20 protein-coding genes are annotated in these 23,087 nt (G+C 35.8%); 15 read left to right on the forward strand and 5 right to left on the reverse strand.

Going from position 1 to position 23,087, the window contains the following annotated elements; all coding sequences use genetic code 11:
• Positions 1-57 precede the first annotated feature (57 nt).
• The gene (locus EAH81_RS20100; protein WP_140510562.1) at positions 58-924 is read right to left on the reverse strand and encodes an AraC family transcriptional regulator; all 867 of its coding nucleotides are present in this window, start codon (positions 922-924) and stop codon (positions 58-60) included.
• A 706-nt stretch (positions 925-1,630) separates the two neighbouring features.
• On the opposite strand from EAH81_RS20100, the gene EAH81_RS20105 reads away from it, so the two are divergent.
• The 8 genes from EAH81_RS20105 to EAH81_RS20135 all read left to right on the forward strand — a co-directional run bounded on the left by EAH81_RS20105 (position 1,631) and on the right by EAH81_RS20135 (position 9,396).
• Positions 1,631-2,518, forward strand: a complete 888-nt coding sequence (locus EAH81_RS20105) for an AraC family transcriptional regulator (RefSeq protein WP_140510564.1) — start codon at positions 1,631-1,633, stop codon at positions 2,516-2,518.
• 131 nt (positions 2,519-2,649) lie between these two features.
• Positions 2,650-3,069, forward strand: a complete 420-nt coding sequence (locus EAH81_RS20110; protein ID WP_140510566.1) for an OsmC family protein — start codon at positions 2,650-2,652, stop codon at positions 3,067-3,069.
• Between the two features lie 30 nt (positions 3,070-3,099).
• On the forward strand, positions 3,100-5,853 hold the full coding sequence (locus tag EAH81_RS20115) for a 2-oxoglutarate dehydrogenase E1 component (protein ID WP_140510568.1): 2,754 nt from the start codon (positions 3,100-3,102) through the stop codon (positions 5,851-5,853).
• A gap of 12 nt (positions 5,854-5,865) precedes the next feature.
• Complete coding sequence (mug, locus tag EAH81_RS20120; protein ID WP_140510570.1) at positions 5,866-6,375, forward strand: G/U mismatch-specific DNA glycosylase; 510 nt, start codon at positions 5,866-5,868, stop codon at positions 6,373-6,375.
• Positions 6,376-6,539: 164 nt separating this feature from the next.
• Positions 6,540-7,229 (forward strand): MFS transporter, encoded by a 690-nt coding sequence (locus EAH81_RS27905; RefSeq protein WP_241676603.1) that lies wholly within the window; start codon positions 6,540-6,542, stop codon positions 7,227-7,229.
• 6 nt (positions 7,230-7,235) lie between these two features.
• The gene (locus EAH81_RS27910; protein WP_241676604.1) at positions 7,236-7,736 is read left to right on the forward strand and encodes an MFS transporter; all 501 of its coding nucleotides are present in this window, start codon (positions 7,236-7,238) and stop codon (positions 7,734-7,736) included.
• A gap of 466 nt (positions 7,737-8,202) precedes the next feature.
• Positions 8,203-8,715 carry a hypothetical protein gene (locus EAH81_RS20130; RefSeq protein ID WP_140510572.1) on the forward strand — a complete coding sequence of 171 codons (513 nt, stop codon included), beginning with the start codon at positions 8,203-8,205 and terminating at the stop codon, positions 8,713-8,715.
• Positions 8,716-8,790: 75 nt separating this feature from the next.
• Positions 8,791-9,396, forward strand: a complete 606-nt coding sequence (locus EAH81_RS20135; protein ID WP_140510574.1) for a DNA-3-methyladenine glycosylase — start codon at positions 8,791-8,793, stop codon at positions 9,394-9,396.
• A 128-nt stretch (positions 9,397-9,524) separates the two neighbouring features.
• Here the strand turns inward: EAH81_RS20135 and EAH81_RS20140 are convergent, their stop codons facing one another.
• The 4 genes from EAH81_RS20140 to EAH81_RS20155 all read right to left on the reverse strand — a co-directional run bounded on the left by EAH81_RS20140 (position 9,525) and on the right by EAH81_RS20155 (position 14,568).
• A complete protein-coding gene (locus EAH81_RS20140; protein ID WP_140510576.1) occupies positions 9,525-11,126 on the reverse strand; it encodes an MFS transporter in 1,602 nt (533 codons plus the stop codon).
• Between the two features lie 2 nt (positions 11,127-11,128).
• Complete coding sequence (locus EAH81_RS20145) at positions 11,129-12,172, reverse strand: HlyD family secretion protein (protein ID WP_140510578.1); 1,044 nt, start codon at positions 12,170-12,172, stop codon at positions 11,129-11,131.
• Positions 12,173-12,188: 16 nt separating this feature from the next.
• Positions 12,189-13,586: a TolC family protein gene (locus tag EAH81_RS20150; RefSeq protein WP_206669095.1), complete on the reverse strand. Its 1,398-nt coding sequence runs from the start codon at positions 13,584-13,586 to the stop codon at positions 12,189-12,191.
• A 118-nt stretch (positions 13,587-13,704) separates the two neighbouring features.
• Positions 13,705-14,568 carry a helix-turn-helix domain-containing protein gene (locus EAH81_RS20155; protein ID WP_140510580.1) on the reverse strand — a complete coding sequence of 288 codons (864 nt, stop codon included), beginning with the start codon at positions 14,566-14,568 and terminating at the stop codon, positions 13,705-13,707.
• A 312-nt stretch (positions 14,569-14,880) separates the two neighbouring features.
• Here EAH81_RS20155 and EAH81_RS20160 point away from each other — a divergent pair, with 312 nt between their 5' ends.
• From EAH81_RS20160 to EAH81_RS20190, 7 genes are all read left to right on the forward strand, one after another.
• A complete protein-coding gene (locus tag EAH81_RS20160; protein ID WP_140510582.1) occupies positions 14,881-15,177 on the forward strand; it encodes an ArsR/SmtB family transcription factor in 297 nt (98 codons plus the stop codon).
• A 383-nt stretch (positions 15,178-15,560) separates the two neighbouring features.
• The gene (locus EAH81_RS20165; RefSeq protein WP_140510584.1) at positions 15,561-17,075 is read left to right on the forward strand and encodes a ferritin-like domain-containing protein; all 1,515 of its coding nucleotides are present in this window, start codon (positions 15,561-15,563) and stop codon (positions 17,073-17,075) included.
• A 10-nt stretch (positions 17,076-17,085) separates the two neighbouring features.
• Entirely contained in the window at positions 17,086-17,664 is a 579-nt protein-coding gene (locus EAH81_RS20170) for a hypothetical protein (protein WP_140510586.1), read from the forward strand.
• Positions 17,664-18,578 (forward strand): DUF692 domain-containing protein, encoded by a 915-nt coding sequence (locus EAH81_RS20175; protein ID WP_140510588.1) that lies wholly within the window; start codon positions 17,664-17,666, stop codon positions 18,576-18,578. The genes EAH81_RS20170 and EAH81_RS20175 overlap by 1 nt, the downstream gene beginning before the upstream one ends.
• Before the next feature lie 9 nt (positions 18,579-18,587).
• Complete coding sequence (locus EAH81_RS20180; RefSeq protein WP_140510590.1) at positions 18,588-19,427, forward strand: DNA-binding domain-containing protein; 840 nt, start codon at positions 18,588-18,590, stop codon at positions 19,425-19,427.
• A 136-nt stretch (positions 19,428-19,563) separates the two neighbouring features.
• Positions 19,564-21,273: a flavin monoamine oxidase family protein gene (locus EAH81_RS20185; protein WP_140510592.1), complete on the forward strand. Its 1,710-nt coding sequence runs from the start codon at positions 19,564-19,566 to the stop codon at positions 21,271-21,273.
• A 1-nt stretch (position 21,274) separates the two neighbouring features.
• Positions 21,275-23,035: an alpha-keto acid decarboxylase family protein gene (locus tag EAH81_RS20190; protein ID WP_140510594.1), complete on the forward strand. Its 1,761-nt coding sequence runs from the start codon at positions 21,275-21,277 to the stop codon at positions 23,033-23,035.
• The last annotated feature ends 52 nt before the right edge of the window (positions 23,036-23,087 follow it).

Raw genomic sequence — 23,087 nt, forward strand, 5'->3', positions numbered from 1 at the left:
TGGAATATTGTCCGGTAGAAAAAAAATTAAACAGCAAAGAAAAGTAGTCTGAAAATCCTAAACTAAAGCTTTTTTTCGATATTCTTTAGGAGTTGTTCCAATTAATTTTTTGAACAGTTTATTGAAGTTTGAAGCTGTTTTATATCCGCATTGATAAGCAATTTCCGAAATACCCAAATCAGTTTCTATCAGATATTTACATGCGTTTGCCACTCTTATTTCGTTCAAATATTCTACAAACGGTTTTTTAGTTTTAGCTTTGAACATTCGACAAAAAGAAGTAGGTGTAAGATTGGCGATTTTAGAAATTTCATCAAGGGATATTTCTTCTTTATAATTTGATTTCACATATTGAAAAACCTCTGAAAGCCGGTCATTTTTATTATCATCGCTGACAGAAACATAAGAGTTATCATTGATATATCTAAGATCTTTGCTTTTTGATAAAAGAAACAAAATTTCAATCAGTCCCATGATAACTTCAAAGCCTTTCTTTTTCAGTAATTTTTTCATTTTTTTAGCCACCAGCGCATTTGTAGGTCCTGCGATGGATACTCCTTTTATGGCCTGAGAAAAAAACTTTTTGACTTCCTGAGCCTCCGGTAATTCATAAAAAGAATTCCCAAAAAGATCTCTGCTAAAATAAATCACAATAGCTTTGGCTTTCAAACTATTAATTCCTTTATAAAAAATTTCATCGTTGAGCCAGACATGTGGAATATCGTCTCCAAGAAAAACCATGTCTCCAGATTCAAATGCTTCTACAGAGTTTCCAATGATGCGTTTTCCGTGACTTTCTAAGATATAAACCAACTCAAATTCCGGATGTGAATGAAAAGACGACTGAAAAAAAGACTCTTCACGTGAAAATACAGAAAGAGATGTATTGGTATATGAAGCTATTTTTGTTTTTACAATTTTCATTTCCGGGAATAATGATAATTAAATTAAGGATAAAATTGAATTAATTACTTAAAAAAATAGATATAATTTGAGATTTCATAAAAACAAAAATAACAAAAAAACCTTACTACAAATCTAAATCGTTTTACCAAAACAAAATTTAAAAATAATATCCAAAATCAATTAAATTAAGATAGTTGACTTTCTCAATTAAATTGGCATATAGATTTTACTGATTAGCTAATTATAAACGTTTTTTATATATTATAATTCACTTCAATTGTCAGATTGGGCAATCCGCGGCTCCGGGAGAAGTTCCGCAAAATACATCTATAAAAATCCATTATGTGACTTTCATATTGGTTTTTTTGTATATTTTTTTACTCAATATTTTCTTAATAAAAGAATAGTAAGTCTGATATTTATAATTTAGCTATCGTTAAAAAATTAAGATATCTATAAACAAACCAAATGAAAAAAAACTCATTTTATTCTTTATTACCTTTATTAATATCGCATTTTCTCAAATTAGAAAAGTATATTTAAAAGACTCGAAATTTAACATTGGAAAGGAAAATACTTATATTTATGAACGGTTCTGTCGCATCTGTCAGAATCGAATATAAGAATTTAAATCATTCATAAAAACAACTTACACCTTAATCTATTAATCCTCAATATTAAGTCGATAATAGACTACTTTTACGTTACCGGTAAAATAAAGGATATGAAAATAAAGAGTCAGGATATTCTAAGAATAGATCATGCTATGCCTACCGCAGTATATAAGGAACAATTTCATATCGTTCATCACCCTGACAAATATCCTGTTACGGATGTGCCTCATCGTCATAATTACTATGAAATACTATGGTTTCCCAAAGCAGAGGGAATGCATTATATAGACGATGGCTCCTTTGAAATGACTGGAAATGATCTTTATTTGATTTCTGAAGGACAAGTGCATTATTATCAGAATGTAGGCGAAATCACAGGATATATGCTGATGTTTAAAGATGTTTTTTGGGAAGATGCACTGCAAAGCATTCGCAATTTTAAAACCTCGCTTTTTAACCACTTGCTTATCAATGTACATTTGAAATTATGTGATGAAGCAGCCTCTGATATTACCGATTTACTGAATACGATCGTAAAAGAATATAAACGCCCTGATTATATGGGCAAAGCCGAATTAATGACTTCTTATCTAAAGATATTGTTGATTCGCATCAGTAATTTTCAGCAAGATGTTGCGATGCCTTCCTCGCATACAAACAGCAATGATTATGTTTTATTTCAGCGTTTTATTGATCTTTTAGAACAGCATTTTGCAAACCATCATGAAGTTACTTTTTATGCAAATGAACTTCATATCAGCAGCCGTAAATTGGCAGACATTTGCCGTTTATACAATAGCCGCACACCCAAAGAACTTATAGACAACCGCATACTTATTGCAGCCAAGCGTCAGCTGCAATTTGATTCTACCCTGATAAAAGAAATCTCGGCTTCGCTAAATTTTTCAGATCAATATCAGTTTAGTAAATTTTTTAAAAAACTTGCAGGCATTTCCCCTGTCGAATATCGAGTACAATTTGCAAAAATTGACATCTAAAACGCCTATTTTACCATTTCTTAAACTTCCTATTCTCCTCAACTTTGCTATATAAAAAATAGCTAAAGATGAAGACAATAAATTATACTGTAAAATTACCGGTTTCCAAAAAAATCTAAATAAAAGATACTATGGAAACTCAAACTTCAGGTAATCCCGAAACTGCCTTTGCAAGTATTGCAAAAGACAGATACAAAATTCTTATTCATTCTCAAGGGCACACTATTATATGCGACGAAGCCGAAGAATCAGGTGGGCAGGATTTAGGAATGAATCCCTTTTCACTTTTACTTTCCTCATTAGCGGGCAGCACAGTTGCTACAATAAGAAGATATGCAGACAATCGCAATTGGCATCTTGATGGCGCAGAAGTCAAAATTGCTTTCAAAAAAGTAGTCCATAGTGAAACCGTTACACTTTCGAAAGAAATTACACTGCATGGAAAACTATCCCGGGAACAAAAAACAAAACTACTTCTAATAGCTTCACAATGTACTGTACATCAAATATTAACAAATGATGTATTCATTGACACCTCATTATCGGAATAATACATTTTTTAAAATTTTAATATCTATATCATGGATAATCAAACATACTTAACTGGAGGAAATGCAGATTATATTGGTCTTCTCTATGAAAAATACAAAGAAGGAGCATCAAATGTTGACTCCGGATGGCAAAAATTCTTTCAGGGTCTTGATCTTGGAATATCTATTAAAGTAAAAGATAATCCTTCGTCATTTTCAGAAGAAGATTTGTCTTCGACACTTGCAAACGAACTGAAGGTTATTAATTTAATAGATGCCTATAGAAGACGCGGGCATTTATTTGCCAAAACAAATCCCGTGCGAGAACGCAGACAGCATTTTCCAGGCATCGGCATACAGGATTTTGGACTTGAAAACCATAATCTTGATGAATCATTTATTTCAGGAAATGAAGTTGGTCTTCCCAATGGTACTTTAAGAGCTATTATTGCTGTATTGGAACAAACCTATTGTCAGTCAATTGGCGTTGAATACAAATACATTAGAGACCCTGAAAAACTAACATGGCTGCAAACCAAAATGGAAAACAGCAGAAATAAAACGGAATTCAGTCCTGATGAAAAAAAACAAATTCTTAGAAAATTAAATCAGGCTGTGGTGTTTGAAAATTTCCTGCATACCAAATTTGTAGGTCAGAAACGTTTTTCCCTTGAAGGAACAGAAAGCCTTATCCCCGCTCTTGATCTTATGATAGAAAAAAGTGCCGGGCTTGGCGCAGAAGAAATTATAATTGGCATGGGACACAGAGGCCGATTAAACGTTTTATCAAATGTAATCCGTAAAGGTTACGACGAAATATTTAACGAATTTCTAGGAAAAAGCTATGATCCTGACGGTCGTTTTTCCGGTGATGTAAAATATCATTTGGGTTACAGTAATAATATTACAACGACAACCGGAAAAAAAATAGAACTTAACCTTTGCCCTAATCCTTCTCATCTCGAAACTGTTGATGCTGTGGTTCAGGGTCAGGTTCGCGCAAAGATTGATCATAAATATAAAGGTGACAGCAAAAAAATCATTCCGTTAACCATACATGGTGATGCTGCACTTGCAGGACAAGGAATCGTTTATGAATTACAGCAAATGTCATTGCTTGAAGGGTATAAAACTGGTGGAACAATACATTTGGTACTCAACAATCAGGTTGGCTTTACTACGGATTACAAAGACGCCCGATCCAGTACGTATTGTACTGATTTGGCCAAAATCGTTTTGGCACCGGTTTTCCATGTAAATGGAGATGATGCCGAAGCTGTTGCTCACGTGTTTTTGATCGCATTGGAATACAGACAGACTTTTGGTGAAGATGTTTTTATTGATATTCTTTCGTACAGAAAATATGGTCACAACGAAGGTGATGAACCAAAATTCACACAACCATTATTGTACAAAGCGATTGATACACACCCAAATCCGAGAGATGTTTATATTGAAAAACTCTTATCCGAAAAAAATATAACAGCAACTTATCCGGCTGAAATTGAAAATCTTTTTAAAGAAGAACTTCAAACATTATTGGATGAATCAAAAGCAATGGAAGGTTTCTCTGAACCAAAATCATTATTTACCGGAGCTTGGGAAGGATTGAACTATGCTAATAATGATCCTGATTCTAACACTGCTACTGCCATATCAGAAGAAGAATTATTAGATATCGCTGCCAAAATTACAATATTGCCGGCACAGGGAAAATTTCTTAAAAAAGTAGAAAAATTATTCGATTCCAGAAGAAAAACAGTAGAAAACAAAACCTTTGACTGGGCTATGGGTGAACTTCTTGCTTATGGTTCGCTGCTGAAAGAAAATTTTAATGTCCGAATCAGTGGTGAAGATGTCGAACGCGGTACCTTTTCGCACCGACATGCTGTTCTTGCAATGGAGGAATCCGGTGAAGAATATGTACCGCTGACCAATTTAGGTTCCGGCGGAAGATTTGAAATTTATAATTCTCTGCTTTCAGAATATGCTGTTCTTGGTTTTGAGTACGGATATGCAATGGCAGATCCAAAAGCTCTCGTCGTTTGGGAAGCACAGTTTGGAGATTTTGTAAATACAGCTCAGGTTATAATCGATCAATATATTGCAAGTGCCGAAACCAAATGGCGCGTTCCAAATGGTTTAGTATTGCTGTTGCCACACGGTCTTGAAGGTCAAGGGCCTGAGCATTCTTCTGCAAGGATTGAACGCTTTCTGGAACTTTGTGCTGATGAAAATATCCAGGTAGTAAACTGTACAACTCCTGCAAATCTATTTCATGCCATCCGTCGTCAACAACACCGCAATTTTAGAAAACCTTTGGTGGTTTTTACGCCAAAAAGCCTTCTACGTCACCCAAAATGTGTTTCTGCAATCGAAGCTTTTACAAAAGGTCATTTCATGGAAATGATTGACGATTCATTTGTCAAACCTGAAAATGTAAAAAAAGTATTGTTTTGTAGTGGGAAAATCTACTATGATTTGCTGGAAAAACAACAGGAAGATGACAGAAATGATGTTGCTATAGTACGAATAGAACAGCTTTATCCAACTCCGTTAACTCAAATCGAAAAACTGCAATCAAAATATCCTAATAGTACCGAATTTATCTGGGTTCAGGAAGAAGCAGAAAACATGGGCGCATGGCCTTATCTCTACCGAAAATTGCGTAAAAGCAGTTTAAAACTAGATCTTATATCACGAAAAGAAAGCAGCAGCACAGCAACCGGATATGCAAAAATGCACGAAAAACAACAATTAGCGATTGTTGAAGCTGCTTTTTCAATGAATCAAATATATAATTAATTTAATACAAACATGTTAACAGATATCATCAGCAAAAACCTCAAAGTCATTTTCTGCGGGATTAATCCCGGATTAAAATCCGCTTGGGATGGACATCACTTTTCAGGAAAGAGTAATCGTTTTTGGAAAGTTTTGCACCAATCCGGTTTTACTCCAAATCAAATTGAAGCCACAAACGATACTTCTATATTAGAGTTTGGATATGGACTAACTACAGCCGTCGACCGCGCAACAGCTAGAGCTGACCAATTGTCAAAAGAAGAATTTGCTAATTCAATTGAAGTTTTTAGAAATAAAATGACCGAATTTCAGCCAAAATACATTGCCTTTTTAGGTAAAGCAGCTTACATGGCTTTTTCAGGAAAAAAGAAAGTTTTGTGGGGAAAACAAGAGGAAGATTTTTGTGGAGCAAAGGTTTGGATATTGCCCAATCCGAGTGGTTTGAATCGTGGCTTTACGATTGATCAGCTTGTCAGTGCCTATTCTGAATTGTATTTGTTTATTTCACGAAATACCAATTAAAAAAAACCATAAAAAAGTTTAACGAAGACAAAAAAGAGGAAAATTAAAAAAAGGTTGCCACGAATTGCACGAATTAACACGAATTAATTTTTAAAATTTGTGTTCGATAGAGACTAAAAATTAGTGATCATTTGTGAAATTCGTGGCAGAAAAAATAAGAAATAATGACAATTCAAAAAAAAATAAACAGCAAAAAGGTAATCCCGATAATGGCTATTGCAGCCGGAATCATGATCGCCAATTTATATTATAATCAGCCAATTCTTAAAGATATGGCATTGGCAGCACATGTAAGTGATGCCAAAATTGGAAAAATAGCAATGCTCACACAGTTAGGCTACGGCTTGGGAATGTTTTTCGTAATACCGTTGGGCGATAAACTTCGCAGAAAAAATTTAATTTTAGGTATTTCAGGCATTTTGTGTCTTGCTTTAATTCTAATGTCCCTCAGTAGTTCTTACATCGTGCTTTGCATACTCAGTTTTTTAATAGGTATTTTATCAACACCTGTACAAATCATTCTTCCTATGACTGCAACTTTAAGTACAGAAAACAGAGGAAAAACGGTGGGTAAAGTTTTTGCCGGAATATTGGTCGGAATGCTGGGCGCGAGAATATTCAGTGGTTTGATTGCCGATGCTTTTGGATGGCGTTATGTTTTTGGATTTTCAGCAGTATTTGTGTTGATTGCTATGCTATTACTCAAAATTTTTCTTCCGGATATCTCTTCGTCATTTAAAGGAAATTATGTAAGCTTATTAAAATCAACGCTGTCGATGATTCCAAAATATGCATTGTTACGTCAAACGGCATTATTAGGCGGTTTTACTTTTGGAATTTTCTGCTCGTTCTAGACAACATTGACTTTCTATCTGACTGGTGCCCCTTTTCATTATAGCCCGGGAACAATAGGTCTTTTTGGTTTAGTTGCAATTGTGGGGGCTTTGATTGCACCTTATTTTGGTAAAATCGCTGATAATGGCGGTGCTTTTAAATCTCTCGTCTTAACCGTTGGACTGATTAGCTTCAGCATTCTTTTAATTAAGATTTTTCCATATTCACCATATATTTTGGCCTTTAGCATACTGCTATTGGATATTGGCGTACAAGCTACTCAAATTACCAATTTTGCAAAGATATACAGTCTGCGTCAAGATGAACATAACCGAATCAATACCGTTTACATGACGACTTATTTTGTTGGCGGAGCAGTTGGAACCTTCTTTGGCCTTTTGTGCTGGCGACTTGGCGGTTGGGAATTGGCAACTTCACAGCTATTGCTTTGGGGAATAATTGCAATGAGTATCGTATTAATATCTGAATATACAAACAATAAAAAATTAAAATCTCAAAATAAATAACCCCAATAATTTAACCTTTTAACATTCAATAATAATAATAATAATAATAATAATAATAATAATAATAACCCGTTGGGTGAAATGTCTAAATGTTTTAATTAAACAAATAGAAACATAGAATTTATAATTGTGAAAAAGTAAAATAAAAAGAAACTCGTTTCTCACACGTAGTCCCGAAGCGCAATGTCATTAAGTTAAGCTTTTTTTAGATAATTAAGACTGAAAAAAAAATCGCGCAAAGTCGCAAAGCCGCCAAGTTTACATACATTTTCTTTGCGACTCTGCGACTTTGCGAGATTTATTCGGCAATATTCCCTTAACTTAATGACATTGCCCGAAGCGTCGGGATGTGTTAATGCTAGTGAAACGCCTTTTTTAAGTTCATCCCGACGCTTCGGGACTATGTTTCTATGTGTTAAAAACAATTACACCCAACGGGTTAATAATAATAATAATAAAGAATATCATGTCTAAAGCTGCAAAATTTATAGTTATAATTAATGATAATATTTCCCGAATGGAAGATAAAGCAATCCTTTTCTATTCGAATTTATTTGGGGAATTGGGCGAAAAGTATGTATCAGAAAATCTTTCGAGTGCGAGTTTTAAAAAAATACAAAATGATTTTTTAATTGAAATTTTAGCCATAGGCGAAGATAAAAATCCTTTATCTTTTTTGAAAGTAGATTCAAGAAGGCTTTCTAATCAAAATCTGGGGGCAAACAAAGCAATTCGTGTGAGCGATCTTGTTTATTTTGGTTCAGAAGATTTAACTTTACTTTTGAATCGCGCTGAAGAAGTAGCGGTTCAAAGAAAACACGATTTGATATGGATTGAAGCATTTGAAATAGATTATACTTTAATAGAAACATTGCAGTTCAATCACTATCAGAAATTCGATTTTGAACAAGAAACTGCCAACAATATATATCCAAACCGAATTTATTTTAGAAAACAGGTTAATCAAACGAATTCATAAATTGTTTTGTACTTATTCTAATGATAAAATCTATTTTTTAATTGTCGTTTTATTAAAATATTAAAATTAATAACCTTGAAATTACAATCCTCTTATTATCTTAATCAAGATGTACTTTTTCTAGCGAAAGATTTGCTGGGAAAAGTACTTTTTACTCAAATAGACGGGCAAATAACTGCGGGCGTGATCGTAGAAACAGAAGCATATTATGGCGAAATGGACAAAGCCTCGCATGCTTACGGAGGACGACGCACCAACCGAACCGAAATAATGTATAGTCAAGGCGGCGTTTCGTATGTCTATTTATGCTACGGAATTCATCATTTGTTCAATATTGTGACTTCTGTAAAAGGAGAACCTCATGCTGTATTAATCAGGGCAATTGAACCTATGATTGGGAAAGAAATCATGGAAGAAAGACGCAACATGCCGGTAACTAAAAGTGCTATTTCAGCTGGTCCGGGTTCGGCTGCCAAAGCTTTGGGAATTGATAATTACTTTAATGGAAAAGAGTTGGATGCAGAAGAAATTTGGCTGGAAGATCATGGCATAAAATATAAAGATGATGAAATTGTAGCCTCACCCAGAGTTGGTGTCGCATACGCACAGGAAGATGCTTTCTTGCCTTGGCGATTCTTTGTGAAAGGCAATAAATATGTTAGTAAACCTAATAAATTTTAAAAATTATATTATAAAATACAACAATTTACTTCCAATATTACTTACTAAAAAAGGCTTATTATCTTGCTGATAATAAGCCTTTTTCTTTAGAATTATTTTAATTCCGTTATATTTTCAATAGAAAAAAATCACATCATTGCAGGATCTAAAACCTTCTTATTCTTATTATAATAATAAAGCTTCGCTACTGCCGGAATAAAAATAAGCAGTAATGCCAGCCCAATCAATACAACAGCAAACAGCGTAAATATAGCTCTGTTTGTTAACAATTGGCTCTGCAAATTAACTGCCTGCGACAAAGCCGAGTTTGCTAAAGAAGAAGCTTGATCTGCTGTAAATCCTTTGGAACTGAAGTTTGCTTTAGTTGCATTTAACCATTCTGTGGTATTTGGATTTTCTGAAGTAACATAACCCAGAAATCCTTCTTTAAAATATTGATTGAAATACAATTGCAAATTATAAAACCCTGCAAACGAATTTAAAGTCGCCGTAAAACGTGTATAAGCCGCAATGATCAAACCACTGCTTCCTGTATGCCCCGGAGCCGAAGAAAGCACATAAATCATTATTGGAACAAACAATAGTCCGGATGCAGCGCCTTGCATAAATACGGGAACAATTAAATCTGTGAAAGATAAATTTGGTGTCAGCAAAAACGACATCCATAAATTAAATAAACCCAACAATGCAAATCCCGGTGCGAAAAAGACTGTAACGGAAACCTTTTTAACCACGATTAATCGGATAGAAAGTATGAGGAAAAGTACCATTCCAATCATATTGCAGGCAGCAAGAATAATCACCTGAAATGTACTCCACTTAAGCACACCTCCCGCATAATTGTAAATGAGGTTCATACTGTCCTTTCCACCGTAATAAATTGCCAAAAGGCAAAGTCCGATAAGAAAATTGCGCGATCTGAATACGCCAAGATTTACAACGGGTCTTTTTGCAATATGCTGTCTGTATAAAAACAACGCAACGCCAATAACAGCAATAAAACTGCTCCAACATATTCGGGGATCAGTAAACCAGTAATATTTGGAACCGTACAAAATCGTATAAGCTACCGCAAGGGCTGTAACTCCAAACACGATCATTCCGGCAAAGTCAATTTGATACAATGGATAACGTCTAAATTCTGCCTTGCGTTTTAGCATCACTAAAACGACAACCAGCATTAACAACTGAAAAAATATAAGACAATAATAGGTAAATTTCCAATCTGATGATTCAACAATTACTCCGGATACCATCGCAATCAGAACGGTATTGCTAAGCATAGTTCCATAAAACACAGCTGACCCAATTGATCTGGCGCGTTCAGGATGCAAACGTGAAAAAATAAGCGTCAAAGTACAAACGATTACATTGCCCGCAAAAATACCCTGCAAAAATCGGATACATAAAAACAGGAAAATATCCTGAGCATGCATGCAAAGAACGTTAAGTACAATCGCAATCATGATATTAAACAGCAAATAACTTCTGGTTTCAAAATATCTCAAAAAGCGAAACTGAACGGGTAAAATAGTAATAATACCGGCGTATGTTGCCATGACAGCAAACCAAATATCTTCGGGCTGTGCGCCTAAATAAGACACCATATAATTTTGAGTCAGCACGAACATACCCAACTGAACCAAGGCAGACAAAAGCAGTAAAAATAATCCAATACGAGACACCCACTCCCAGCCTGCAACCCAGTCTTTAAAATAAATAGATTTCATGATTACGATCTTTTTTTAACGGCCACAGTTACATTCATTCCTGCAACAACCCGCTCCGCTTGTTTGTCCAAAAACTCAATTTTTACAGGCACTCGCTGAATAATCTTAACAAAGTTTCCTGTTGAATTATCTGGCGGTAAAAGTGAAAAACGAGATCCTGTAGAACCTGCAATTGCAACAATTTTTCCTTTAAATACTTTCCCATCTATAGCATCTACACGAATTTCGGCAGGTTGTCCCAGATACATATCTTCGACTTGTGTCTCTTTGTAGTTTGCCATAATCCATTTTTCTTTTTCATTGATAATGCTTACCAATGGCTGCCCTAGCTGAATTTGTTGCCCTTCTAATATATTTTTACGTCCCAATCTTCCCGAATAAGGAGCAGTAATTACGGTATAAGATAAATTAAGTCTTGCCAGTTTCAACCCTGCTGCTTTTCTTTTGATATCGGCTTCTAATAAAGCAAAATGAGTTTTTAATTCCGTTATTCGGACCTCGCTTGTTTTTAGCACATTTTGCGAAGCACTATAATCACTTTTTGCTACATCATAATGTGTTTTTACCTGTTCAAACTCCGCTCCCGTTACCGCTTCTTCTTTTACCAGATTCTCATAACGTTTAATGTCTTGTTGTTGCTCTACATATCTGGCGTGAGATGCTTTAATCTGATCCCGATTAACTCCTGTACCCGTTTGAGCAGAGTTAATACTTGCTTTCAATACGATTAATTGTGCCTGAGCATCTTCAAAAGTTGCTTCTGCTGCTTCAAGTTGGGCGACATATTCTCTGTCGTCTAATATTACCAACGTATCTCCCTGTTTAACAAGCTGATGTTCATTAAATCGCACATATCGAATATATCCTGCAGCTCTTGCTGAAACAGGATTAATATACGATTCTACTTGTGCATCATTCGTTTCTTCATATTCTGAACTGTACTTCAAATAATGGAAAAAATATACCGTACCTATCACGATCAAAACTGCTGCAATTGCTGTAATAGCAATATTTCCAGGATGGAGCTTATGATTCTTTGTTTTCATTTTTTTTATTGTTAGTTTATAAATTGCCGCTTGTAAATAAAATGTGGTAATAGATAGCCAATGCATCCGTTTGTGCTTTAACCACATTCAGCCTGGATTCCTGATACAGGTTATCTGCGTCCAGCAAATCTGTTAATAATGAAAGCTGATTCAGATATTTTGTATTTACAATCCCATAATTTACTCTTGCTTGCTCAACAGATCTTTCATTTACTGAAATTCTATGAAGTGCCTCGGCATATTTGATGTAATAAGATTTAATTTCTATACGCACATTATCTGTATAAGCCTCCTGTTGTATTTCTGATTCTTTTATACGAAGTTTTCCTGCCGCCATCTTATTTTTATTCTGATAAATGGAAGAAATACTGTATTGCATTTTTAATCCAACAAAACCAATTGAATAGGCTTGATTTACAGGTGGAAAAAACAAATAATTAGGATAATTCATTCCGTAATTGCCGTAAAAACTAAGACTTGGCATATTATTGCTCTTCACACCACTGAGTTTTGCGCGCTGTACTTCAACGTTTTCAGCAGCTTTTTGAACTGCAAAAGAAGTAACTGCGGCACTCTCAATAAGATTTTTTAAGGAACTGATATCCGGTTTTGGCATTCCGGCCGAATCACTTGGCACAATCATGACAGAATCCGGAACATTAATTAGATTATCCAGTTTTTGATTGGTAATTGCAACATCATTTTCGTTTTGCTGTAGCGAAAGCTCAACATTAGACAATGCCACTTCTGCGCGAAGAACATCGCTTTTGGTAACCTTTTGGTTTTTATAAAGTGAATTAATGTTTTTTAACCTGAGTTGCGCCCTTTTTAGCTGATCCTGAATAAACTTTTGCTGTTCCTGAAGCCTTACCAAATCAAGATACTGATCAGCGGTTTGCAAAGCAATGTTTCCTGATGTTTCTCGTGTATTTAACTTTGCAATCTTAAAACGCGAAGTCTGTTCTTTTTGTATCGATCGCAGTTTTCCGCCACTGTAAATAGTAAACAAAACATCAATGCCTAAAGCAGCACTGTTTGGTGTTGGTTTTCTGGGTCCACTTGTGGAATGATTCAATCCATCGGTAAACAATGTCAGATCAGAAAAACGCTGATAAGAACTTCCTACATTAATAAAAGGCAATGCAGCTGTAAAAGCATCTTTATGATCTTCGTCAGCAGCCATTTCCTCAATATTTGCTGTCTGTACCCATTTGTTCTGGCTCTTGGCAAACTCGATTGTTTCTGCTATCGAAAGCTTATAATTCTCTCTCTGAATATCTTGAGCATTCACACGAATGGGATAAAGCAAAAAGATTATCAACGCCAAAAGAATACTAAATAAAAATTTCGTTTTTTCGTTCAAAACGAACGCTGTCATATCGAGCGATAGACAATAATTTTCTGAATTTTTCATAACTCAAACTCTTTAAAGTTTTAATTAGACAAAATTCCCGTAAATCGAGGGGTAATAATGGGCTAAATACCGTCAATATTCGTCGAAATGGCGTATTTATAAATAATTAGCTTGAAGCTTAATCAAGTTTTTTACGGTATTCAATTGGAGATAAATTAGTATTTGCTTTGAAAAACTTACCAAATACAGACTGATCTGAAAAATTAAGGATCTCACTAATTTGCGATACCGTAAGCGTATTATTCTGAAGTAAAACTTTAGCTTCTAAAGCAATAGCATCATCAATCCATTTTCCTGCAGGTCTTCCTGTAATTTTTTTAATGGCTGCCGATAAAGATTTCGGAGTTAAATAAAGATGACTGGCATAAAACTCCAGCTGATGTTCCTGCATATAATTTGCATTTAATAATTGTCTGAATTTTGCAAATAAAGGATGAACATTTAAAGAAGAAGAAACCTCTGAAGCAAGTTCGCGGTAATAAGAATCAATTTCATAAACAAGAGAAAAAATGTAATTCCGCACGAGCTCATCTTCATAATGACTTCCGGCAAGTTTTGTCAATTGAATCAGTTCAAAGATTTTGTTGATTTTAGTAAAATAAGATTCTTTCAGCGGTAAAACGTGAAGTCCGTTATTTCCGAAAAAGTCATATTTGAAAAGAAAAAAAAGATCAGCATACCGTTCCAGCAGAAAAGTATCTTTAAAAAAAATAACTTCCATTTTGAGATGATCACTGCTTTTGGTAAAATATCGAATAACGGTTGGCCCTAAGGTAACTATAGAAGGTCCGTTTACTTCCCAAGTTGATAAACCTGCCGTAAGTTTTACAGCTCCTTCTTTTATATAAGCAATGGCATAACTTTCGGCACGATAAGGCTCTTCATAATATGGAAGACTTCCCGATCCTACAAATAGGTAATCCTTCGTACTCTCAGGTACTGAAAAAAGTTTACTGTGTCTCGAAAGTGAAAAAGTTTTCATGCGATCTGATTAATATTATCTTGTAAGACAAACATTTAAAGCTGGTTTTCTGTCTTAAATATATCTCATAAGACTATTTATAAGTCGACTGTGCAACTCCTCTATAAATGTAGTGAAGTTTGCTAAGTTAAGTATTGGCTTTGTAAAATTCTCATTCATTCCTACGAATGTGATCCAGATCACGTAACTAATTTTTCCAGTGAGCGTTCCTTTGTATGGTTGTTTTTAAATACAATATAACTAAGTATCAAAGAAGGTAATTTCAACTTGAATGCTGAAATAAATTTGCCATTGATATTAAAAAAAAGCCAAATGGATATTATAGAAATTAATAAGGTTTTGTCCAATCAAGTTCGAATAGATATTCTTAAATGGTTAAAAAAACCTGAAGAAAATTTTCCAGCTCCCTTGACATTTCACGATTTTGGTATTTCTGTTGGACTTATACACAAAAAAACAGGTTTATCACAATCGACAGTATCAGAATATTTGAATATGCTACTGCGAACTAAACTTTTAATCTGTACCAGAAATGGGAAATGGACTTACTACAAAAGAAATGAAAGTGAGATTTTAAAATACTTGACGACATTATCAGATGAACTTTAATTTTATGCCTTAAAAAAGTCGGAGGAATACTTTTTTTGCCACAAAAGTTAAGTTTTTTTTTTAGCAATACTCAACAATCTAAAGTTTTGTGGCAAAAAAGAACTTTAAGAAGCTTAGGTTCGAAACTTTATTAAGCTAAAACTTCTTTCAATAATTTATTTTACAAAATGTAAAAAAGGAACTCATGCTGCTATTTCTGTCCCTTATGCATAAAAAGTGCGCCTTCATGCCTTTTTTTTAATTTAACCATTTTCATCGTAGTAATTTTATGAATAAATAAAATCCTAGCCAGATCTATTAAACATTGGTAGTTTACAACTGCTTATAAAAATTTAAAACAATATAGATCACAAAATAAACCTATTCCCCAAAAAAATAACTACATGAAAACAAAAAAACTTTTTACATTTTCGGATACGGTAACAAAAGAGAATATCAAAGAAGTAATGCAGCAGGCAATTGCGCTTGAACTTGCTACTATTCCAACGTATTTATCTACCTATTATTCGATAAACAGAGCACAGGATCAGGACGCACTGTACGCTAAAATTCATGCTCAGCTTTCTCAATCAGGCAAAACTCCAGCAGAAATTGATGAATTGGCACAAGAACTGAAAGTAGACGTATTGGTTTATTCCAATAAAGCAGCAGCTTTAATCATGAGTGTTGTTATCGAAGAAATGTTACACCTTGCTCTCGCATGCAATGTCAAACAAGCTGTTTGTCAAACCGCACCGGATCTTATGGCAATTGGAAAAATATTATCATTTCCAACACAATTAGACGGACATATTCCAGAGTTTCAAATTAATGCTGCAAAATTATCATTAAATCAATTGACTACTTTCCTGCAGATAGAAAGCCCTGAACCGTTTGAAGATCCTCACAAAAACAAACAATTATTAAGTACCGTTAAATATCATACTATTGGTAAATTGTACGAATTAATTATTGCCTGCGTAAAAGAAGATTTCCCCGGCCCATATGATTACAGACCACAATTGCTTCCTCCGGATGATTCAGGACGTGCGAGACCATTCTATTCTCAAAATTCCATGAATACTGTACATTATGACAGAGAGCACAATCCTCAGTTCGCAAATGGTGATGACAGTGGCGGACTTGTGGGAGTATATGATGCTAATTCGGCAGTTGAAGCTTTACATCGTATTATTGAACAGGGAGAAGGAAAAAGTAATGACGAACAACATGTCTTAAAATGGGGCGAAAATAAAATGCCCGTACCAATGGAAATTATTGATGGAAAAGCTGTTTTTTGGAAGGGTGATTATGATGATACAGGAAAAGAACTTGCCCATTTTGCCAAATTTCTGGAAGTCTACACTTTTGGTGGTCACTATCAGGAAAAGTTTCGTAACATTCAGGGCTTAGACGATTTCTTCAGCTATTTTGTATATAATACTGATGCTAATCCTAAAACAGCTGATTATAGTGCTTCAGGTAATCAGGCGCTGGCATTGTGTTCAGAATTGGGTAATGCCGTTTTTGCTTATATTCTTTTAATGATTGAAGCCTGTTATTACAAAGACGAAAGTACCCAATACGATTTATTCATGTACGGTATTCATAAATCGATGATCTGGCTTTTGAGCGAAGTTGGAAACAAAATCAATAAATACACTTATACTAAAGGCAATGCAATCTACCAAGGTGCCCTGACATTTGAACCTTTTTCGTTTGAGCAAAGTTCCCTAAGACCCAAAGCACAAATTATGAATATAGTCGATCGATTGGCTAATGCAGATAAAAATTGGAAATGGGCAATAGATCCCAAAAACGACAATTATTTTCCGTCTCTGCCAGATGTAGGACTAGATTATAGCATTGCAGCCGATGTGCCTAAAGTACCAAGTACACCTTATACTCACCATTCTTAAAAAATATATTATGTCAGAATTAGTAAATAGAGAGCTTCATGTATGTATGGGGCTTAATTCATGCAAAAATGCAGGATATTCAGGAAATAATGATTGTGCAGGAAAGGGAGATTGTTCAACAGCAGTTGGTCATCCTTGCCACACTTTAAACGAGTGCAAAGGACAAGGAGGCTGCGGTATTTTTGGAACTACCGAAGAATTTTGTCATCCGGGTCAAAACGAATGCCGCTATCAAGGTAGCTGTGGTGTACCCATTTTATCTTCTCGTTTTATGGCTCAGGGTCCCAATAAAGGACTTAGCGTTTGGCAATTAGCCAGAATACGTTTCGAAGAAAAAAGAAAAGAAAATGGTGAGGAATTTGGCGAAGCTCCTGAACAATACGGACCAAATGAGGCCTACGTAAACACCCTTCGCGGTACAATAAATCAGGATTATGCTTCTTGCGGACAAAGTGGCTCAAGATCTTGCTCTTACATAAACAATCCTGCCGAAAGAAAGGCTGCTGCTGATCTAAGAGTTTCGAAAATGGAACAGGAAAGTGCAGAAAAACTACCGGAGAGTCTTTCTAATTGCAAACCAAAAAAGTAATGGCCACCAGACTCGGATTACCCAATTTAGGACTGGGTTTAGGACTTAGAAGCCAGCATTTTGAGCATATTCTGAAAAAGAATCCTGCCGTAGATTGGTTTGAGGTAATTTCTGAGAATTTTATGGACTCGCATGGACGGCCAAGATACATCTTACATCAAATAGCAGAACGCTATCCCGTGGTCATGCACGGGGTATCGTTGTCTATTGGAAGTACTGATCCGCTAAATTTGGATTACCTCAAGAGTTTAAAACAATTGGCAACCGAGGTGCAACCAGCCTGGATTAGCGACCATTTGTGCTGGACAGGAGTTTTAACAACCAATTCGCACGATTTACTCCCGCTTCCGCTAAATGACGAATCATTAAAACACGTCTGTAATCGAATCATTCAGGTGCAGGACTATTTAGAACGACCACTAATTATCGAGAATCCAAGCACTTATGCATCCTTTAATAATTCTACCCTTCCGGAATGGGAATTTTTACGAATAATGACTGAAGAAACAGGCTGCGGATTACTTCTGGACGTAAACAATGTTTATGTGTCTTCTTTCAATAATGATTTTGATCCCGTAGAATATATCAAAGGAATTCCGCATGATAAGATTGTACAAATGCACTTGGCTGGTCATCAAAATTGTGGCAATTATATTATTGATACACACGATAGAGAAGTGAACTCCCAGGTATGGAAATTGTTTCAACTGGCGTATCAACTGGCAAATGAAGCATCTGTTTTATTAGAATGGGATGGTAATATTCCGTCCTTCGATGTGTATCATTCCGAATTACTTAAATCAAAACAATATATGGATGCAACATTTATTGGAGTTGAAAATGAAGTCCGGTTTATGGATAAAGAACAGGTTTCAAACCCATTGAATCTTTTTGAAATGAATAAATTTTTATAAGCACAAAAAATGCAGAAAACGGTCAAAATACCATTAAAAAATTTCCAACAATGGATGCAGCAACTTTTACTGGATCCTTACCAGCAAACGGGATTTAATCCCGGTGATTTACTTTCGGATCAATTAAATGCTGCTTCAATTGAAGATGTGATTTGTCATTCTGAAAAACTTACTGCACAGGAACATTTGGGTATTTACCAAAGAAGTTATATCGCACGTTTGCGAAATTGTATGTCACAGCAATTTAGTGCTTTAGAATATGCCTTAGGCGAAACTATTTTTTGCGCTTTCGCCGATGATTATCTCGCTTCGAAACCATCGCAGAACTATAACTTAGCGTATTTAGGAGCCGATTTTGCAGACTATCTTGAAAACAACAGACCCGACGCTCCCGAAAACATCAAAGAAGATTGGATTGATTTCATGATTGAACTCGCCCGATTTGAATATGCCATCGGCGTTATTTTCGAAATGAAAGCCGAAGAAGATTACCAATTAGCCACGATCGATACGCATGAAAACAAGCTAAAACTTGTACCTATATGTGCGTTGTTTAAGTTTAGTTTTCCTGTTCGAAAATATTATTCCGAATTTAAAAATGAAAAACAACCCAATTTGCCTTCTGAAAGCGAAAGTTATTGTGTAGTCCTGCGACACCAATTTAAATTAGCTATTTATGATTTGCATAAAGAACAATTTGAGTTTTTGAGCTATTTGAAAGAACAAAACAATATTGCTGAAGCCAAAGAACTGATTAAAGTTCAATATAAAGAAAACACGCTTTTATCTGAGGACGTTTGGAACAGTTGGAAAGAATCCTGGATAGCGGCTAATTTTTTTCAAGTTTAAGCAAACATATTCAAAATCAGATATTTTACAATATAAAAACAGGTAGAATTACGCTTAAAAATCAAGATTTTAGTGAGTTAATTTATAAATAATTTCATTCCCAAAAACAAAAACCCAATAACTAAACTAACCAATCATGGAAAACTATTTACACGGCTTACTCGACGAAGACAACGACGCTATTATCCAACAATACTTAAAGTACATTGACGAGGGAATCCCGCGTACGGATAAACCAAAAGACGTATTAATCATTGGTGCCGGAATGGCCGGGATGGTAGCCGCAGCTCTGTTAAAAGAGGCCGGACATAATGTTACAATAGTCGAATCAAACACGCGTGTTGGCGGCAGGATCAAGACTTTCAGGAATTCTGAAAACAAAAAATATTTTGAAGACGACACTGTTTATGGCGAAGCGGGTGCGATGCGTATCCCGACCATACACAAAATGGTGCTCAAATACATTGATAAACTCGGACTCAAAACCGAACCTTTTTATTATCTATCTGTCGATAAGGAACAAGCAATCGCATATCAGGCAGACCCAACTAAAAAGGAGCCGGATACTACTAGAAATTCCCTTTTTTATGTTAACCGCAAGCGTGTTGTACAGAATGAATATATCAAAAAAGATGTTAATGTAAACGAACTACTGGGCTTTGATCTTGGCGAAAGCGAAAACAAGCGTGCCAGCGATTTAATGGACATTCTCATTAAACCGCTTAAGGCTTTTATTGCAGAAGATCCAAAGAAAAACTGGCCTTTGCTGATCGAGCGCTATGGAGAATATTCGATGCGTCGTTTCTTAAAAGAACATTCGATGTATTCAGAAAATGCTATCGAGATGATTGGAGTTATGCAAAATCTGGAGTCCAGAATGGCCTATGATTTTATCCAGAGTTTTATTGAGCAAAATATCATAAAGGATTCTACCACTTTTATGGAAATTGTGGGCGGAAGCGACTTGCTGCCAAATGCATTCTTTAAAGCTCATAGTCTCGAAGAAAATACCTATTTTGATTGCAGAATGACCAAAATGATGCTCGTTAACAACAAGGTAAAAATAGAAGTAGATATTGAAGTACAGCGTGACTTTCAGTTTTATGAAGACGCAGGATTCAAAGCATTAAAAACACCTGTAGGTGATCTGGAATTTGATGAAATAATTGTCACCATACCTTTTTCCGCATTAAGACATGTGTACGTAACACCTCAATTCGATCAGCGCAAACGAAAAGCAATCCGGGAACTACACTACGATTCTGCTACTAAAATATTGTTGGAATTTCGTGAAAAATGGTGGCAGGAAGCACCTTATAATATTGTGGGCGGCGGTACGATTACTGATTTTTCGAACCGTTTTACCTATTATCCGAGTAATGATTTGGGAGCTAAAGGGCATGGTGTCGTGCTGGCATCTTATTGCTGGTCTGATGAAGCAAGCCGCTGGGATTCTATGGATGACGACGACAGGTATTTTTATGCACTTAAAAACTTGGCAATCATGCACTCTGATGACGAGAAAGAACAGCAGCGCATTATTGGCCTTGCAGTAATTACCTCGAGCATCAAGGACTATAAAAACAAAGGCGGGAAATTAATTGGTGCTGCAACACAAAGCTGGATGCGCGACCCGTATGCTTATGGTGAAGCGGCAATATTTAATCCGGGACAGTTACAATTATTACAGCGTCATATTATCTCAACCGAATGGAAGGGAAAAGCACATTTTGCCGGAGAACATACTTCTCTGAAACATGCCTGGATTGAAGGCGCAATTGAGTCCGGAATCCGTACGGCACTCGAAGTCAACGAAAATACCGGTAACCTGAATAATCCAATTTAAGATGTCACAGAAAAAAATCTCCGTTGCAAAATACCTGCAAATACGCCTGGAACAATTAGGACTTACCCATTTATTTGGAATTGCTGGCAATTATACCGCGCCGTTTTTGAATACGATTCACGAAGACAAAAATGCAAAAATTAAAATCGTTAACGACACGAATGAAATAAACGCCGGACATTGTACTGATGCCTACGCACGTCAAAACGGTTTCGCTGCAGTAGCGGTAACCTATGGTGTGGGAGCATTTACTCTGCTCAATTCGGTTGCAGGTTCTTATGTAGAGCATTGTCCCGTGCTTGTCATTAATGGAGCTCCAACCAATAAAGACCAGCAAAGAAGCCTCGTTCAGGGCATGCTGGCATCACATATGACAGGTGATATGTACAGTAACATCAATGTGTACCGAAACGTTACTGTTGCGGCAGAACAAGTTACAGGTTCGTCAGATGCTCCTTATAAAATTGATGCAGTGCTAAATGCCTGTATTTTATATGGAAGACCGGTTTATCTTGAAGTTTTTGAAGATGTATGGCGAATGGAATGCAATCCGCCTGCCACTCCATTGGTGGAAAGAGAATCATCTAAATGTCAAACAAGTGCACGCAAAGCTGCTCAAAAAGTTGCGGCAATGGCACGAGGAAAAGAAATTATTTTTTGGGGCGGCATTGAGATCCAGCGCTACGGTATTCAAAAGGAATTTCTGGATCTGATCGAAACTACCAATACAGAATTTGTGACCTCTATACTCGGGAAATCAATCGTATCCGAAAACCATCCGAAGTTCAAAGGTGTTTTTAATGGCAAGGCATCGCCAAAAGATGTCAAGGAACAATTCGAAAAAGCCCAGTTAAAAATTGGCCTTGGCGTATGGACCACCGGCAAAAACCTGGGTGGTTTTGATGTCTGGAAAGAAGATACTGTACTTGCCAATCACAGTGGTGTAAGGATTGGTGCTTCTTATATAGCCAATGTATCGCTAAGAGATTTTATGATATTCCTGAAAGAAGAACTTACCAAAGTTACTTTTAGTGCTTACGAAATGTATGATGCAAAGAAGCTGCCTGAATCATTTTTCCTGGCTGATAACCGAATGCTGAAAAAAGGGAAACCAGCGCTTACTTATGATACATTTTTCAAGCGAATTAATAATTTTATAGACGAAAAGCATATAGTGGTTGCCGATGCGGGTTTTCCTTTATTGGGTGCACAGGGTATCCGTATTGCAGAACCTAACGGATTCGTAGCACAGGCATCATGGCTTTCGATAGGCTATTCTGTTCCTGCTGCAACCGGAATAAAATGTGCCAGACCTGATAAAAGGGCGGTAGTATTTGTTGGGGACGGTGCTTTTCAGGAAACATGTCAAGCCATATCTACACAGAATAAACTGAAACACGACACCATTGTTTTTGTTTTGGATAATGGTATTTATGGTATTGAACAAATGCTTGTTAATCCAAATCCGTTTCGTGGTGCAGACAAGGTAGAATATAGCGTTCCCGATTTAAACGACGTTTATGATTACAACGAAATGCACCGTTGGAAATATGCGAAACTCGTTGATGTATTTGGAGGTAAAGGTTTTGAAGTCAGCAGTCTAGACGAACTCGAGGAGGTTTTGAAACAACTTGAAACCATTAAGGAAAATACCATTGTACACGTAAACATACCTAAGACGTCTATTCCTGAAGCAATTGCTTATAAGACAGAAGAGCCCGGAGAGGATGAATTTCTGGATAAAAACTGGAGTTTATGTTAAGTTTAAAATGGGTTAATTTTTAAAACATTCCATCAGAATAAACAAAAAAACC

Origin of the sequence: Flavobacterium pectinovorum (assembly GCF_006438875.1) — a bacterium.
Classification (GTDB): Bacteria; Bacteroidota; Bacteroidia; order Flavobacteriales; family Flavobacteriaceae; genus Flavobacterium; species Flavobacterium pectinovorum_A.

What these genes read in the sequence shown, in the direction of transcription:
- EAH81_RS20130 (WP_140510572.1), top strand. Translation starts at nt 8,203, where the DNA reads ATGTCTAAAGCTGCAAAATTTATAGTTATAATTAATGATAATATTTCC.
- EAH81_RS20155 (WP_140510580.1), bottom strand. Translation starts at nt 14,568, where the DNA reads ATGAAAACTTTTTCACTTTCGAGACACAGTAAACTTTTTTCAGTACCT.
- EAH81_RS20100 (WP_140510562.1), bottom strand. Translation starts at nt 924, where the DNA reads ATGAAAATTGTAAAAACAAAAATAGCTTCATATACCAATACATCTCTT.
- EAH81_RS20115 (WP_140510568.1), top strand. Translation starts at nt 3,100, where the DNA reads ATGGATAATCAAACATACTTAACTGGAGGAAATGCAGATTATATTGGT.
- EAH81_RS20145 (WP_140510578.1), bottom strand. Translation starts at nt 12,172, where the DNA reads ATGAAAACAAAGAATCATAAGCTCCATCCTGGAAATATTGCTATTACA.
- EAH81_RS20180 (WP_140510590.1), top strand. Translation starts at nt 18,588, where the DNA reads ATGCAGAAAACGGTCAAAATACCATTAAAAAATTTCCAACAATGGATG.
- EAH81_RS20105 (WP_140510564.1), top strand. Translation starts at nt 1,631, where the DNA reads ATGAAAATAAAGAGTCAGGATATTCTAAGAATAGATCATGCTATGCCT.
- EAH81_RS20165 (WP_140510584.1), top strand. Translation starts at nt 15,561, where the DNA reads ATGAAAACAAAAAAACTTTTTACATTTTCGGATACGGTAACAAAAGAG.
- EAH81_RS27905 (WP_241676603.1), top strand. Translation starts at nt 6,540, where the DNA reads ATGACAATTCAAAAAAAAATAAACAGCAAAAAGGTAATCCCGATAATG.
- EAH81_RS20185 (WP_140510592.1), top strand. Translation starts at nt 19,564, where the DNA reads ATGGAAAACTATTTACACGGCTTACTCGACGAAGACAACGACGCTATT.
- EAH81_RS20170 (WP_140510586.1), top strand. Translation starts at nt 17,086, where the DNA reads ATGTCAGAATTAGTAAATAGAGAGCTTCATGTATGTATGGGGCTTAAT.
- EAH81_RS20160 (WP_140510582.1), top strand. Translation starts at nt 14,881, where the DNA reads ATGGATATTATAGAAATTAATAAGGTTTTGTCCAATCAAGTTCGAATA.
- EAH81_RS20190 (WP_140510594.1), top strand. Translation starts at nt 21,275, where the DNA reads ATGTCACAGAAAAAAATCTCCGTTGCAAAATACCTGCAAATACGCCTG.
- mug (WP_140510570.1), top strand. Translation starts at nt 5,866, where the DNA reads ATGTTAACAGATATCATCAGCAAAAACCTCAAAGTCATTTTCTGCGGG.
- EAH81_RS20175 (WP_140510588.1), top strand. Translation starts at nt 17,664, where the DNA reads ATGGCCACCAGACTCGGATTACCCAATTTAGGACTGGGTTTAGGACTT.
- EAH81_RS20110 (WP_140510566.1), top strand. Translation starts at nt 2,650, where the DNA reads ATGGAAACTCAAACTTCAGGTAATCCCGAAACTGCCTTTGCAAGTATT.
- EAH81_RS20140 (WP_140510576.1), bottom strand. Translation starts at nt 11,126, where the DNA reads ATGAAATCTATTTATTTTAAAGACTGGGTTGCAGGCTGGGAGTGGGTG.
- EAH81_RS20150 (WP_206669095.1), bottom strand. Translation starts at nt 13,586, where the DNA reads ATGAAAAATTCAGAAAATTATTGTCTATCGCTCGATATGACAGCGTTC.